The sequence below is a fragment of the Arthrobacter sp. RT-1 genome (genome assembly GCF_003367205.1).
In the GTDB taxonomy this organism is placed as follows: Bacteria; Actinomycetota; Actinomycetes; order Actinomycetales; family Micrococcaceae; genus Arthrobacter.
Genome location: NZ_QRGQ01000005.1, coordinates 117,288 through 132,634, shown reverse-complemented (window position 1 = coordinate 132,634; position 15,347 = coordinate 117,288). Strand labels below are relative to the sequence as shown.

Below are 15,347 nucleotides of genomic sequence, written 5' to 3'. Positions count from 1 at the left end.
CCTGCTCCACTGTGTCTACCTGCTCCGCTGTGTCTACCTGATCCACGGTGTCCACTTGCTCCATTGTGTCTGCTTGCTCCACGTTGTTTCAGTTCGCTACGTCGTCTCAGCGCCGCACATTGTCCAAGGACTGTACATTGTCCACCTGCGCGCTCAACTGTGTACCGCCGTCGCATCATCCACCGGCACGTCCCCGGCGTCGGCTCCGGCGAACTGGGACATGTAGAGCCGGTAGTAGGCGCCGCGGGCGGCGAGGAGGACCTTGTGGTTGCCCTGCTCGACGATCCGGCCGTCCTCCATGACCAGGATGGTGTCAGCATCGCGGATGGTGGAAAGCCGGTGCGCGATCACGAAGCTGGTCCGGTCCGTCCGCAGCGCCGCCATGGCCTTTTGGACCAAGAGCTCCGTGCGGGTGTCAACGGAGCTGGTGGCTTCGTCGAGGATCAGCAGTGACGGGTTGGCCACAAAGGCACGGGCGATGGTGATGAGCTGTTTTTCGCCGGCGCTGACGTTGTTGCCCTCTTCGTCAATGATGGTGTTGTAGCCCTCGGGCAGGGCCCGGACGAAGCGGTCCACGAAGGTGGCTTTGGCCGCGGCCATGACCTGTTCCTCGGTGGCGTCCAGGTTCCCGTAGCGGATGTTGTCGTAGATGGATCCGCCAAACAGCCAGGCGTCCTGGAGCACCATACCCACCTTGGAGCGGAGCTCGGAGCGGCTGAGGTGGGTAATGTCCACTCCGTCCAGGGTGATGGAGCCGGAGTTGAGCTCGTAGAAGCGCATCACCAGGTTCACCAGGGTTGTCTTTCCGGCGCCGGTGGGCCCGACGATGGCCACGGTGTTTCCGGGTTCTGCGGTGAAGGACAGGTTTTCGATGAGTTTCCGGTCCTCGGTGTAGCTGAAGGTGACTTCCTTGAAGTCCACGTGACCGTCAGTCTTAGGTGGCAGGTGCTCGGTGGCCGTCTCGGCGTCCTGTTCATCGGCATCCAGGAACTCAAACACCCGTTCAGCGGAGGCAACGCCGGACTGGAGCATGTTGGCCATGCCCGCCATCTGGCCCAGCGGCTGGGTGAACTCACGCGAGTACTGGATGAACGCCGTGGCATCGCCCAGCGACATGGATCCCGACGCAACCCGGAGGCCGCCCACCACGGCGATGCCCACATAACTGAGGTAGGAGACGAACTGCATCACCGGGAAGATGATGCCGGAGACGAACTGGGCGCCGAAGCTTGCCTTGTAGAGGGCTTCGTTGCGTTCCTCGAACCGTTCCAGCATGTCGGCGTCGCGGCCGAAGACCCTGACCAGGTCGTGGCCCGAGAAGGATTCCTCGATCTGGCCGTTCAGCCCGCCGGTGTTCTTCCACTGGGCTGCGAAGAGCTTCTGGCTCCGCACGCCGATCATGCCCGCCGCCACACCGGACAACGGCAGCGCGACCAGTGCGATGAGGGCCAGCTGCCAGGAAACAATGAACATCATGACCACGATGCCCACCACGGTCAGGAGGGAGTTGATCAGCTGGGCGAACGCCTGCTGTAGTGCCTGCTGGATGTTGTCGACGTCGTTGGTCACCCGCGAGAGGACGTCGCCGCGCTGCCGGGTGTCGAAGTAGTTCAGGGGCAGGCGGTTCAGTTTCTTTTCGGTGTCGTCGCGGAGCCGGCGGATCACCTTCATGACAATCCGGTTCAGGACGTAGCCCTGCAGCCACAGGAAAATGTTGGCCACGAAGTACATCAACAGGACGATGGCGATCAGGAAGGACAGCTTTTGGAAGTCGATGCCGGTGCCGGGTACCAGTTCCATCCGGGAGACCATGTCCGCGAAGTTGTCCTGCCCCTGCTGGCGCAGCCCGTCGACAAACTGGTCCTTGCTGAGGCCGGCCGGGAGCTGTTTGCCCACTACTCCGGCGAAGATGACGTCCATGGCCTGGCCAAGGATCTTCGGCGCAATGACGTTCAGGACGACAGCGACGACCACCATGGCCACCACCACGTAGATGCCCAGAGCCTCGGGCTTCAGCAGCCCCATCAGCCGCTTCGCGGAGGGCCAGAAGTGCTCGGCTTTCTTGGCGGGCATCCCGCCGAACATGTCCCCGTCCGCTTCGGAGGGTTTGTACTCCTCTTCGAGGAATTCGTCCTCGTCGGCCAACCCCGCCTCGGCAGGGTCCGTGGATCCGGGGCCGGTTTCTGCGATGGGCGTGGAGTCCTTTTTACGGGGGCTCATGCCATTTCCTCCACGCTCAGCTGGGATTCAACAATTTCCTGGTAGGTGGGTGAGGTTTCCAGGAGTTCCTCGTGTGTTCCGCGGTCCACGATCCGGCCGTTGTCCAGCACCAGGATCTGGTCCGCCTCGGTGATGGTGGAGACCCGCTGGGCCACGATGATGACGGTGGCGTCCGCAGTGGTGCCCTTGAGCGCGGCGCGCAGCCGGGCGTCGGTGGCGACGTCCAGTGCGGAGAAGGAGTCGTCGAACAGGTAGACCCTGGGCTTGGTCACCAACGCGCGGGCGATGCACAGGCGCTGGCGCTGGCCGCCGGAGACGTTGGTTCCGCCCTGCGCGATCCTGGCGTTCAGGCCGTTCTTCTTCTCCCGGACAAACGACTCACCCTGGGCGACCCGGAGCGCGTCCCAGAGTTCCTGGTCCGTTGCCTCGGTCTTCCCGAAGCGGAGGTTGTGCTCGATGGTGCCGGAGAAGAGGTAGGGCCGCTGCGGTACCAGTGCCACGCGTTTGGTGATCTCGGCGCGGTCCAGCAGGCCCACGGGCACTCCGTCCAGCAGCACTTCGCCCTCGGCGGCGTCGTACAGCCGGGGTAGCAGGGACAGCAGCGAGGTCTTGCCCGCACCGGTGGAGCCGATGATGGCAATGGTCTGGCCGGGCTTGGCGGTGAAGCTGATGTTGCTCAATACCGGTGACTCGGCGCCCGGGTAGGCGAAGGTGACGTTGCGGTACTCGACCACGCCCGTGAGGGACGCCGGAGCCTGGGGCTCCTCGGGATCGTGGATGGAGGGCTCGACGTCGAGCACCTCGCCGATGCGGTCGGCACAGACCGAAGCCCGCGGGATCATCATGGCCATAAAGGTGCCCATCATGACCGCCACCAGGATCTGAAGCAGATATTGCAGGAAGGCCGTCAGCGCGCCCACCTGCATCTCGCCGGAATCCACCCGCTGCCCGCCGAACCACAGCACCGCTGCCGTGGACAGGTGCAGGATCATGCTGATAGCCGGGAACATCAGTACGAACAGGGCGCCGATCTTCAGCGACACATCGGTGAGTTCCCCGTTGGCTTCCCCAAACCGCTCCGTTTCGTACGGTTCACGGACAAAGGCCCGGACCACCCTGATGCCGATAATCTGTTCGCGCAGCACCGCGTTGATGCGGTCGATCTTTTTCTGCATGGACCGGAACAGGGGCATCAGCCGGACCACCAGGTAGCCCACCACAACGGTCAGGAGGGGGACCGAAACCCACACCAGCCACGAGAGGTTCAGGTCCTCCCGCAGCGCCATGATGATGCCGCCGATGCACATGATGGGCGTGGCCACCATGAAGTTCAGGGCCATCAGCATCAGCATCTGGACCTGTTGGACGTCGTTGGTGCCGCGGGTGATCAGGGTTGGGGCACCAAAGGCGTTAACGTCCTTGGCGGAGAAGCTGGTGACCTTGCGGAACACCGCGCGCCGCAGGTCCCGGCCCAGGGCCATGGCCGTTTTTGAACCGAAGTAGACGCCGGCAATGGCCGTTCCCACCTGGACGAACGCCACGAGCAGCATCACGGCACCGGTCCGCCAGATGAAGTCGGTGTCTCCCCGGGAAACCCCTTCGTCAATGATCTGTGCGTTCAGGCTGGGGAGATACAGCGCGGCAATGGTGGACGCCAGCTGGAACACGATGACGGCCACCAGATACGGCATGTACGGCCTGGAAAACCTCTTGATGAGGGTGAGGAGCATGCCCGCGGATCCTTAGGGATGAGTGAGTGGAGCAGGAAGGTTAAGTAGTAACAGCCGGGGCTGACATCCCTAGCCTTCCCACTCTACGAAACTCCCTTCGCCCGTCAAACAGCCTGCGGAAAGATCATCCGAGGGGCGTACCCCGGCGGGTCACTTTCCTGCGGAGGCAAGCTCCGGCGTCGTACTTTCTGCTGCCGGCGCAGGCTGGATGTCAACCGTGCGGCGCAACGGCTTTTCCTTGATGAACAGCACGGACACCAGTGCCACCACAGCCACTACCGCGGAAATCAGGAATACTTCGGCCGTGGCGTCGCCGTACGCGGCCCGCATGATCTCGCGCACGGGTTCGGGCATGTGGGCCAGGTCCATGCTGCTGCCTGCGCTGCCGCCCTGGACGGGAATCCCGGCGGCGGCCAGTCCCTGCGTGGCAAGGCCGCTCACGCGGTTGGCCAGGACGGCGCCGAGGACGGAAACGCCGATGGCGCCGCCTACTGACCGGAAGAATGCAACCGAGGCGCTGGCCGTGCCGATGTCGGAGGCGCGGACCGTGTTCTGGACCGCCAGGACGAGGTTCTGCATCAGCATGCCCAGGCCAAGGCCCAGGACGGCGGTGAAGATGCCGGTATGCCAGAGTTCGGTGGTGTGGTCCATAGTTCCTGCGAGCCCAAGTCCGCCGATCAGCAGGATGGAACCGGCAATCAGGTAGCCCTTCCACTTGCCGGTCCGGGTGATCAGGAGTCCCGAGGCCACCGAGCCGGCCAGGTTGCCGGCGATCATGGGAAGCGTGAGGAGGCCGGCCTCCGTTGGCGTGGCCCCGCGGGCAACCTGGAAGTACTGGCCCAGGAAGGTGGAGGAACCGAACATCGCGACGCCCACCGCCACTGAGGCGAGGATGGCCAGTGCGGTGGTCCGCTCCGAGATGATCTTGAGCGGGATGATGGGCTGTTCCACCTTGGACTCCACCAGCACCAGCAGGGCCAGCAGGAGGACGCCGCCGCCCACCATCAGGGCGGACTGCCAGGAGATCCAGTCGTAGTAGGCGGGGTTGCCGGCGAAGGAGACCCAGATCAGGAGGAGGCTAACGCCGGAGGTCAGCAGGATGGAACCGAGCCAGTCGATCTTGGCCGGGCGCCGCACATGGGTGATCTTGAGCGTGACCTGCAGCAGGACCAGTGCGACGACGGCGAGCGGCACGCAGACGAAGAACGTCCAGCGCCAGCCGAGCGGGCTGTCCACGATGAAGCCGCCCAGCAGCGGGCCGCCGGCGGTTCCCACGGCCATGACGGCGCCCATGTACCCGGAGTATTTCCCGCGGTTCCGCGGCGGGATCATGGTGCCGATGATCGCCTGGGCCAGGGCCGTGAGGCCGCCCATCGCCACGCCCTGGATGACGCGGGCCACCAGCAGCAGCGGGATGGTTTCGGAGAGGCCGGCCATGACGGAACCGGCCACAAAGATGATGATGCTGAGCTGGACCAGGACCTTCTTGTTAAAGAGGTCGGCGAGCTTGCCCCAGATGGGTGTGGTGGCGGCGTTGGCCAGCAGCGCGGCGGTGATGACCCAGGCGAAGTCGGTTTGGGTGCCGTGCAGGTCGGACATGATGGTGGGCAGCGCGTTCGCCACGATGGTGCTGCTGAGGATGGCCGTGAAGAATGCGGCCAGGAGACCGGTGAGGGCCTCCATGATCTGCCGGTGGGACATCTCTGGTGGCGCGGCGGGGTTTGTTGGCCCGGCCTGGGTTGAGATATTCGGCGCGGCGGTCTGGCTTGCCATAAGAATGCTCCTAAACGCTGGTTTTAGTGGATCCGGCCGCCGTTGCCCGGGCTGATGTCTTGAGTGATTCGGTGAGCTTGTGCAGGGTTTTCGCCGTGGCTCCGACGTCTTCCTCGCTCCAGTCGCGCAGGTAGTCCTGCAGGACGGCTGTACGCTGCTCCTCGATGTGCCGGAGCTTCTCCGCGCCCGACGGAGTGAGGGCCACCAGCTGCGCCCGGCCGTCGTCGGGATCCTGCCTCCGGACCACGAAACCCTGCTCCTCCAGGTCCGCGATGTGGCGGCTGAGGACTGGAGCGCTGACGCCCAGCCGCTCCGCAAGTTTGGTGGCCCGGGACTCCCCCTCCCCCACGAACCGCAGGACGCCCTGGAGCGCCACCCCGGTGTCCTGGCCCCGCACGCTGGCCGTGGCGATACACCGCACCGCGCGCTGGAGGTCGAAGATCTGGTACACGAGATCGGCTGCCGTATCAGGGGCTACTGCCATGGCTCCAAGGACTCCTCAGTTGTTTGCCTGAAGCAACTATATCCCACATTGGTTGCTTTAGGAAACTATCCCCCGCGGGCACGCTTGAAGGGCCGGGTATACGAAAGGACCCCGCCTCCTTGCTGGAGGCGGGGTCCTTTCGTATGTTTAGTTCTGGTCAGGCTTCCAGATGCGTGGGGGCGAACATCTTCAGGAGCGTTTCAACCACGACGACGTTGGGCCCGTCAGCGGCGAATCCCGCCTTCAGCGCGTCCCCCACGCCCTCGGGCGATACCCGGGTGGCGGGAACACCGAAGGCTTCTGCGAGCTTCACGAAATCGGGCCTGGCGAGTTCGGTCGCGGTGGCCTTGCCGAAGGCGCCCACCATGTATTCGCGCAGGATCCCGTAGCCGCCGTCGTCCACGATCAGCCAAGTGACCGGGACGTTGTGCTGCTTGGCTGTGGCCAGTTCGGAGATGGAGTACATCGAGGAGCCGTCGCCGGATACTGCCAGCACCCGGCCTGGCTTGCCCACGGTTTCCAGGCCGACGGCACCGCCGATGGCCGCGGGGAAACCGTAGCCCAGCCCGCCTGCGCCCTGGGCCGAGTGGAACTGGCCTTGCCGGGCGTCCCAGCAGGACCAGCCCCAGTAGGCGGCAATAGTCATGTCCCAGAACGTCTGCATGTCCGCCGGGACGGCCTGGCGGATGTCGGCCATGAACTTCAGTTCCTTGCCGAGGTCCTGGGACTCCAGGCGTGCCCTGACCTTCGCCACCGACTCCTTGACCAGCTCTTCCGGAGCAGTGCCGTGCCAGTTGGCTTTGGCTCCTGAAGGGTCAACCTCCAGGGCCTCGTCCAAAGCTGCCAGGGCCTGGCCGGCGTCAGCGCGGATCCCCAGGCCGGGGCGGTTGGACTCCAGGACCCGCGGTTCGGCGTCAATCTGGATGATTTTGCCCCGGGGCGCAAAGGTGAAGTAGTTGGAGGTGACCTCGCCCAGGGACGAGCCGATGACCACCAGGACATCGGCGTCCTCGAGCAGATCGGTCATGTGGCGGTCCTCGATCCAGGACTGCAGGGACAACTCATGGTTCCAGGGGAACGCGCCGTTGCCGCCCGGGGTGCAGATCACCGGGGCGCGCAGCTTCTCCGCGATGGACAGCAGGGACTTCTCCGCCCTCCCCCGCCGCGTGCCGCCGCCGGCGATGATCGCGGGCCGTTCGGCAGCTGCCAGCCACTTCACGGCCTCGCGCACCAGTTCCACCCGGGGCGGGTTGTCCGCGGCTTCGGCCAAGGCGTCCTCCACGGGCGGAACCATGATGGGATCCAGCAGCACGTTTTGCGGAATCTCGATCCACACCGGACCCTGGGGCGAGGAAATGGCCTCCGTCCAGGCATCCTGGATAGCTGACGGGATGCCTGAGGCGTGCTGGATCAGCCGCTGGCTCTTGGTGACATTCGCCGCCGACGCCTTCTGGTCATCGAGCTGGTGCAGCATGCCCTTGCGCCTTGCGCCCAGGCCTTCCAGCGGAATCTGGCTGGCCACCACCACCATCGGAACACCCGTGGCGTAGGCCTCCTGCAGGCCTGCCAGGGAGGTCAAAGCGCCCGGGCCGGTGGACAGGAACAGGACCCCCACTTCGCCGGTGGCGCGGGAGTACCCGTCCGCCGCGAAGGCACTGTTGTTCTCCACCCGCGAGGACACGAACTGCAGGTTGCCCCGGCCCATCGCATCAAAGAGGCCCAACGCATGCTGGCCGGGGATGCCAAAGACGGTCTTCGCGCCCAGGGCTTCCAGCGTTTCGACGACGAGGTCCCCGCCGTTACGGGCGCCGGTCCCCTTTGTGGGGGCGGCCGTTCCCGGATCGAAATCGATCATTTCGCTACTCCTTGCCGGCTGCCGCAAAACCGGCCGGCCGCCGGACCTCCTGGCCAAGGGCCTGCGCAGCGTATCCACTGGCAGCCCCGAAACGGTCGCCCGGCACAGCGTTATCCGCCATCAGGGTCACCAGTTCGTAGGCGACGTGGCTGGCGGCCACACCCGTAATCTCCGCATGGTCGTAGGCCGGAGCGACCTCGACGATGTCTGCGCCCACCAGGTTCATGCCGCGGAAGCCGCGGATGATTTCCAGGAGTTCGCGGCTGGTGATGCCGCCGGCTTCGGGCGTGCCCGTGCCGGGCGCGTGCGCGGGATCCAGCACGTCGATGTCCACGGAGATATACAGCGGGCGGTTGCCGATCCGGTCGCGGACCTTGGCCACAGTCTCCAGGACGCCCTGGTAGTAGACGTCGGCGGAGGTGACGATGCCGAACCCGAAGCGATGGTCGTCGTCGAGGTCCTTCTTGCCGTAGAGCGGGCCGCGGGTGCCGATGTGGCTGATCGCCTCGGTATCGAGGATGCCTTCCTCGACGGCGCGGCGGAACGGCGTGCCGTGGGTGTATTCGGCGCCGAAGTAGGTGTCCCAGGTGTCCAGGTGGGCGTCGAAGTGCAGCATGGCGACCGGCGCGCCTGCCCGCTCGGCGGCGGCACGGAGCAGGGGCAGGGCGATGGTGTGGTCGCCGCCAAGGGTTACCAGCTTGCTGCCGCCGGCGGTGAGGTCGAGGGCGTTCTGCTGGACGGTTTCAATTGCCTCGTTGATGTTGAAGGGGTTGACCGCCATGTCCCCGGCGTCTGCCACCTGGACGTTTTCGAATGGGCTGACGTCCCAGGCCGGGTTGTAGGGGCGCAGAAGGCGGCTGGCTTCCCGGACGTGGTTGGCGCCGAAGCGGGCGCCGGGGCGGTAGGAGACGCCGGAGTCGAAGGGAACGCCCACCACCGTGATGTCGGCCTTGGCCACCTGGTCCAGCCTCGGGAGGCGGGCGTAAGTGGCAGCACCGGCATAGCGGGGAATACGGGATGAATCGATGGGGCCAAGGTTGCCGTTGGCTTCGATGCGCAGCTCTTCCAATGGAGGCCTCTCCTTCAAGGAGTCGAGTAACTGATGTGACTGCCATCATACACCCTGGTTTTCTAATGCGCACCAAGTGTTTACCTTCGTGGGTTCGGTCCAATCCTGCCCGTTTCCTGCCCGGCTTCTCCACCCTCAAGCCCTGGCCTTCAGCTGAAAACACAAAGATTCCCGCACCCTCCTGCCGTTGACGTCCAAACGAACCGGGAAGGAATGAACAGCCCTCACGCAAAAGCGCTGTCCACATACCGCCACTGTCCCATTCCGCAGCCCAATCAGGGCAACCTGCAATTGATGAATGGACATCTTTGAGTACCTCAAGAGCAACGGGGGCGTCGGCAGGCTGACTTGCGCCAGCGCTGCAGCCTACTACGGGCTGTGGCTCCGAAATCCACCGTCGCGACTGCACCTTGGCATGCAACCACGGTCACGGCAGCGGCTTCGTCCGGCACCGGACCCTCCGCTTTGACGGGCATCCCGTACTGCCACTCGCCGCCGTAGAGGACGTGGCCCTGCACGCCCTGGGGTGCCTTGCTCCGCCGTCGTCCACGGCTTTGGCGACGTCGGCTATCCGGCTGCACGGCGTTCCCCTTGAGCTGCTCAAAGCCCAACTGCGCGGGGACCGCTCCCGCCCGGTCCTGCGGGCACTGCGGGACCTCGACCTCCGGGCGGAGTCCATCGTGGAGGTGGATGCCCACCATCTGTTCAGAACCAACGGCATCGGATATGAGGCCCAGGTGGTCCTGCCCGGAATTGGGCGCGTGGATTTCCTGCTTGCCGGCTTCCTGATTGTGGAAATTGACGGCTTCGCTTTTCACTCAAAGCGTGCAGACATGCTCAGGGACCGGCAACGCAACAACACCTCCACGGTCACCGGCTACGCCGTCCTCCGCTATATGCCCGAACACATCTGGTTCCACCCGGAGCAAGTCTTGACGGAAATCAGGGCCGTGCTGGACGCCGGACCGGTGCGTTCCTTCCCGGCTTGACCCTGCCCGCCATGTTGGGAGGCCCCACATTCCGGGGAACTTGGGGAAGGAACACGGGTGTGCCGGCCGCAAACCGGGCAGGACCGTACGGCAACGCGGGGGGCGCTACCGGCTGGCGGCCGGAACCAGAACCCAGAGCACCTCGACGGGCTTGTCCGTGGGATTGACCCAGGTGTGGGGCTCCCGGCCGGGGAAGGTGACGGTGTCGCCCGCCTCAAGGTCGTACTGCTCGTTGGTGAGGATGAGGCGGATGCTGCCTTTGATCACGTGAAGCACGTCCACGTCGCAGTCCACAGCGTAGAGTTCGGATTCGCCGCGGCCGTGCGGTTCGATGCAGGCTTGGATGATCTGGATGCGCCGTTCTGAGCGGGCCGTGAGCAGCCGCTCCACAATGCCCTGGCCGCCCAGCGAGATCCGCGGCCCGTCGTTGCGCTTGGTCAAGTGCGTTTCCGGGGCCGCGAACAGGTCGCCGATCGAGATGGAAAGGACCTGGCACAGCGTCACCAGCGAGGCCACTGACGGGGACGTCAGGTCGCGCTCCACCCGGCTCAGGAAGCCCTTAGTGAGCCCGGTGGCATCGGCAACCTGCTCAATGGTGAGCCGCTGGGACTGCCGGGCGGCCCGGATCCGGGAACCAATGGCAACCGGAACGTTGCTCGGCTCAACTGGCAGTGCCTTCATCTACGAACCTTTCATGGCCGGCAGTCCGGCCCCACTCTGGAGCAATACTAATGGCCAGCCTCTTCTGTGACGCCTCCATGGCGCGCGGTCCGGGCTACCTAATTCCCCCTTGACTGTTACTGCCGTCACAGCCTAACCTTTGGAAAACACATGTTGCCTATAGGGCAATTATCGAGAGCCCCCTCTCACCCCAATTTTCGCAGCGGCATCCGGCCGTCCCCCCGCTCCGGATGCAACCCCCGGCTGCCAAACAGCTCCAAGGAGCCCAACATGGACGCACAAGTCATCAACATCGCCATCGTGGTGGTGTACCTGCTCGCAATGCTGGCCTTCGGCTGGTGGGGCAAGTCCCGCACCAAGAACAACAGCGACTTCCTGGTCGCCGGCCGGCGGCTCGGCCCCTTCCTCTACACCGGCACCATGGCCGCCGTCGTCCTGGGCGGGGCTTCAACCGTCGGCGGCGTGGGCCTGGGTTACAAGTTCGGCATCTCCGGAATGTGGCTGGTGGTGGCCATCGGCGCCGGCGTCCTGCTCCTGAGCCTGCTTTTCGCCGGGACCATCCAGAAACTGAAGATCTACACGGTCTCCCAGATGCTGACCCTGCGCTACGGCAGCCGGGCAACCGAAGCCTCCGGCATCGTGATGCTCGCCTACACGCTGATGCTGTGCGCCACGTCCACGGGCGCCTACGCCACCATCTTCGTGGTGCTGTTCGGCCTCGACCGCGCCCTGGCCATCGCCATTGGCGGCGCCATCGTGCTGGTCTACTCCACGGTAGGCGGCATGTGGTCCATCACCCTGGCAGACCAGGTGCAGTTCGTCATCAAGACCGTCGGCATCTTCTTCCTGATGCTCCCCTTCACCCTCAACGCCGCCGGTGGCATCGACGGCATCCGCAGCCGCGTTGACGAGAGCTTCTTCCAGATCGACGGCATCGGCCTCCAGACGATCATCACCTACTTCGTCGTCTACACCCTGGGCCTGCTGATCGGCCAGGACATCTGGCAGCGCGTCTTCACGGCCAAGACGCCCGGAGTAGCCCGCTGGGGCGGAGCCACGGCCGGCATCTACTGCATCCTCTACGGTGTTGCCGGCGCCCTGATCGGCATGGCCGCGAGCGTAGCGCTGTCCAACATCGAGATCGCCGCCAAGGATGATGTCTACGCCGAAGTTGCCCAGAACCTGCTGCCCATCGGCATCGGCGGACTGGTCCTGGCCGCCGCCGTCGCGGCCATGATGTCCACTGCCTCCGGCGCCCTGATCGCCGCCGCCACCGTAGCCCGCGCGGACGTCCTGCCGTTCGTGGCCAGCTGGTTCGGCAAGAACATCAGCACCGAGGACACGGACAACCCCGAGCACGACGTCAAGGCCAACCGCATCTGGGTCCTCACCCTGGGCATCATCGCCATCGTCATCGCCATTATCACCAAGGACGTTGTGGCCGCCCTGACCATCGCCTACGACATCCTGGTGGGCGGCCTCCTGGTGGCAATCCTGGGCGGCCTCGTGTGGAAGCGCGGCACCGGAATCGCCGCCGCTGCCTCCATGGCGGTGGGCTCCGTGGTCACCCTGGGCACCATGATCGTCCTGGAAATCAACGCCAAGGCGCCGCTGGACGGCATCTACGCCAACGAGCCCATCTACTACGGCCTCCTCGCCTCGGCCGTGGTCTACATAGCCGTCTCCCTCATCACCCCGCCCACCGACCCCCGGGTCATGCGGAACTGGCAGCGCCGCGTCGCCGGCCAGGACACCGAGGAAACCCCGGCAGAAGCAGTCACCGCTCCCTGACGGCCGCTTCCAGCGCCACGAGGGCCCATGCACCACGGCCAACGCACCACGGCCAACGCACCACGGCCAGCGCACGACGACGGCGCCTCCTTTCGCTGAACCGCGGAAGGAGGCGCCGTCGTCGTCTGTCCTATGCCTACTCTGTTTCGGTGTCGCGGACCTCGTCCGGGTCCAGCGGGACCGGGCGGTCCTCGGCGTCGATGACTATCGGGGCGGGCTGTACCACCGGTTCCTCCTCGTCCAGGAATTCATCCTCGGTGTCCCAGTCGTCCTCATTTACCGGTGCATCCTCGGCGTAGTCGTAGGCGGGGTCCGCTTCGACGGCGTCCAGGTGCGGCATGTCCGGGTGCTGTCCGGTGGTGCTCATGATTCAACCTCCGTTTGTTCGCCTGACGTGCTCTTTCAGTGAGGGCGCCGGCTGCGCCACACTTTCATCACAACACCGCGCGGCAGGCGGGTCAATAGCAGATGCGGAGCCCTGCCGGTCGGGCTGCGGGGCCACCGGATTGAGGCAGACCGAAACCTTCCAGCGAGGTTTGCCAGCCAAAAAACCCCGGAATTTCGCAGTAAGCTGGGCACTGCAATGGGGCCGCTACATGCCCTATCCAGCCCAGGAGTTTCCGTGTCACAGCACGCCCAGCCCGACCATGCCCCATCGAATCCGGGCCCATCGAATCCGGCCCAGCCGAACCAGCCCCAGAGGCCCGCACCGTCCGCGGCAGACATCAAGCGGTGGCGCCAGTACCTTGCCGACGAGCGTGCCGAAGCCGCCGTCTACCGCGACCTGGCGCAGAACCGGCAGGGCGAGGAACGCGACATCCTCCTGGCCCTGGCGGAAGCCGAGGGCCGGCACGAAGCGCACTGGCTGGCCCTGCTGGGACAACAGGCGGGCAAGGCACGGCAGGCCTCGTTCCGCAGCCGGTTCCTTGGCTTCCTTGCACGGCACTTCGGCTCGGTGTTCGTACTGGCCCTGGCCCAGCGGGCAGAAGGCCGCTCCCCCTATGCCAAGGACCCCAACGCCACCGCTGCGATGGCCGCCGACGAACAGATCCACGAGGAAGTAGTCCGTGGCCTGGCAACACGCGGCCGCAACCGCCTGGCCGGTACGTTCCGCGCCGCCGTCTTCGGCGCCAACGACGGCCTGGTCAGCAACCTGTCCCTGGTGATGGGCATGGCCGCGTCCGGGGTGGCCAGCACCGTGGTCCTGCTCAGCGGCATCGCGGGACTGTTGGCGGGTGCCATGTCCATGGGCGCCGGTGAATTCATTTCCGTCCGGTCCCAACGGGAACTCCTGGCGGCCACCCGCCCCACGCAGATCACCTTGGCCGCGGCCCCGAAGCTGGACATCGAGCACAACGAACTCCTTCTCGTCTACCTGGCCAGGGGCATGTCCCATGAGGCGGCCGAGCACCGGGTGGCAGAGCGCATGGGCCTGTTGTCCTGCGACTGTGATCCCAGCCTGTCCCTGCAGCCGGAGCTGCCGGAGGACGAAGACCAGCATGAAGCTGTCGGCACCGCATGGGGCGCGGCGCTGTCCAGCTTCTGCTTCTTCGCCTCCGGCGCGATCGTGCCCATCCTGCCGTTCCTCTTTGGCATGACCGGTGTGGCTGCCCTGGTGGTGGCCGGCGTCCTGGTGGGCATTGCCTTGCTTGCCACCGGCGGCATCGTGGGCCTGCTGTCCGGCACTTCGCCCCTGACCCGAGGCCTGCGCCAGCTCGCCATCGGGCTCGGAGCCGCCGCGGTGACCTACCTGCTGGGGCTGGTCTTCGGCACCGTGGTGGGTTAGTGGAAGAAGAGCGGCCCCCGCGCCATGGAGGCTACCGAACCCGGAGGGAAGGCGCGGGCCCACGATTCAGGGTGGTCCTGGTCAGCGCCCTCTGCGTCGCCGGAGTGTTGGGCGGTGCGCTGGTGCTGGACGATCCCAGGGTAAAGCAGCTCCTGGATTTTCGAATTGGCCCGGGCAACGGGCAGCAACGGCAGCCGGGTGGCGGCCCGGACCGTACAACACAGGACAGCGTGGCACAGGACAGTGCTGCGCCGTCCGGTGAAGCCGGCACCCGGCCTGCGGCAGAGGCCAGCCTGGACACCCCTCCCCCGGGCTTCGAGGAGGAAGACGCTCCCCTCGGCGCCCCTTCCCCGCCTGCCGTGGGCAGCGACTCGTATCGGTTCCTTGCGGTCAACGGTGACGGCAGTCCCGTGGGATATTCGCCCTGCCGGCCCCTCCACTACGTGGTGAACGCCGACCTCGCCCCGGCCGGTGCAGAGCGCCTGGTTCCGGCGGCCATTGCCACCATCTCGGCAGCAACAGGTATCAGGTTCATTGATGACGGCACCACCCGTGAACAGTCCTCGCCGCAACGGCAGCCCTACCAGCCGGACGCGTACGGCGAGCGCTGGGCACCGCTGCTCATTGCGTGGACCACGCCCGAGGTGGCACCGCAGCTGGAGGGGAAAGTGATCGGCACCGGCGGCAGCACCCATTTCAGTTACGACGACGGGCCCAAGACGTTCGTGACCGGCGACCTGGACCTGGACGCGCCGCAGATCGCCACCGAGCTGCTGAACCCGGATGGCCATCTCTACGCCACCGCGGTGATCCTGCACGAGCTGAGCCATGTGGTGGGCCTGGACCATGTGGAAGACCCCACCCAGCTGATGTACCCGGAGATCGGCACCCCTGCGGGTCTGTCCGCGGGCGACCTCAACGGGTTGTTCGAGCTGAGCAAAGCCCAGTGCCGGAAAGACCTCTAGCCGA

General features: G+C 65.6%; 12 protein-coding genes. 4 read left to right on the top strand and 8 right to left on the bottom strand.

Translation table 11 applies throughout. From position 1 onward, the window contains the following. Positions 1-153: 153 nt before the first annotated feature. The 6 genes from DXK94_RS06055 to speB form a co-directional block, all read right to left on the bottom strand. Complete coding sequence (locus DXK94_RS06055; RefSeq protein ID WP_115524251.1) at positions 154-2,220, bottom strand: ABC transporter ATP-binding protein; 2,067 nt, start codon at positions 2,218-2,220, stop codon at positions 154-156. Then, positions 2,217-3,950, bottom strand: coding sequence for an ABC transporter ATP-binding protein (locus tag DXK94_RS06050; RefSeq protein ID WP_115524250.1), 1,734 nt, complete (start codon positions 3,948-3,950; stop codon positions 2,217-2,219). Before DXK94_RS06050 ends, DXK94_RS06055 begins: the two co-directional genes overlap by 4 nt. Before the next feature lie 150 nt (positions 3,951-4,100). Continuing rightward, on the bottom strand, positions 4,101-5,723 hold the full coding sequence (locus DXK94_RS06045; protein ID WP_395928369.1) for an MFS transporter: 1,623 nt from the start codon (positions 5,721-5,723) through the stop codon (positions 4,101-4,103). A gap of 10 nt (positions 5,724-5,733) precedes the next feature. Further along, a complete protein-coding gene (locus tag DXK94_RS06040) occupies positions 5,734-6,207 on the bottom strand; it encodes a MarR family winged helix-turn-helix transcriptional regulator (RefSeq protein WP_115524248.1) in 474 nt (157 codons plus the stop codon). A 157-nt stretch (positions 6,208-6,364) separates the two neighbouring features. After that, positions 6,365-8,062, bottom strand: coding sequence for a thiamine pyrophosphate-binding protein (locus tag DXK94_RS06035; RefSeq protein WP_115524247.1), 1,698 nt, complete (start codon positions 8,060-8,062; stop codon positions 6,365-6,367). Between the two features lie 4 nt (positions 8,063-8,066). Next, the gene (speB, locus tag DXK94_RS06030) at positions 8,067-9,131 is read right to left on the bottom strand and encodes an agmatinase (protein ID WP_115524246.1); all 1,065 of its coding nucleotides are present in this window, start codon (positions 9,129-9,131) and stop codon (positions 8,067-8,069) included. Between the two features lie 410 nt (positions 9,132-9,541). Here speB and DXK94_RS06025 point away from each other — a divergent pair, with 410 nt between their 5' ends. Further along, positions 9,542-10,120, top strand: a complete 579-nt coding sequence (locus DXK94_RS06025) for an endonuclease domain-containing protein (RefSeq protein WP_258868452.1) — start codon at positions 9,542-9,544, stop codon at positions 10,118-10,120. Positions 10,121-10,225: 105 nt separating this feature from the next. Here DXK94_RS06025 and DXK94_RS06020 read toward each other — a convergent pair whose 3' ends face one another. After that, a complete protein-coding gene (locus DXK94_RS06020; RefSeq protein ID WP_115524245.1) occupies positions 10,226-10,801 on the bottom strand; it encodes a cupin domain-containing protein in 576 nt (191 codons plus the stop codon). Between the two features lie 270 nt (positions 10,802-11,071). Here DXK94_RS06020 and DXK94_RS06015 point away from each other — a divergent pair, with 270 nt between their 5' ends. Further along, a complete protein-coding gene (locus DXK94_RS06015; protein WP_115524244.1) occupies positions 11,072-12,592 on the top strand; it encodes a sodium:solute symporter in 1,521 nt (506 codons plus the stop codon). Positions 12,593-12,728: 136 nt separating this feature from the next. On the opposite strand, the gene DXK94_RS06010 is transcribed toward DXK94_RS06015, so the two are convergent. Further along, entirely contained in the window at positions 12,729-12,959 is a 231-nt protein-coding gene (locus tag DXK94_RS06010) for a hypothetical protein (protein ID WP_079597789.1), read from the bottom strand. A 216-nt stretch (positions 12,960-13,175) separates the two neighbouring features. Between DXK94_RS06010 and DXK94_RS06005 the strand changes: the two genes are divergently transcribed. Beyond that, positions 13,176-14,378 (top strand): VIT1/CCC1 transporter family protein, encoded by a 1,203-nt coding sequence (locus tag DXK94_RS06005; RefSeq protein WP_395928362.1) that lies wholly within the window; start codon positions 13,176-13,178, stop codon positions 14,376-14,378. Next, positions 14,378-15,343: a matrixin family metalloprotease gene (locus DXK94_RS06000; protein WP_395928359.1), complete on the top strand. Its 966-nt coding sequence runs from the start codon at positions 14,378-14,380 to the stop codon at positions 15,341-15,343. The genes DXK94_RS06005 and DXK94_RS06000 overlap by 1 nt, the downstream gene beginning before the upstream one ends. Positions 15,344-15,347: the final 4 nt, after the last annotated feature.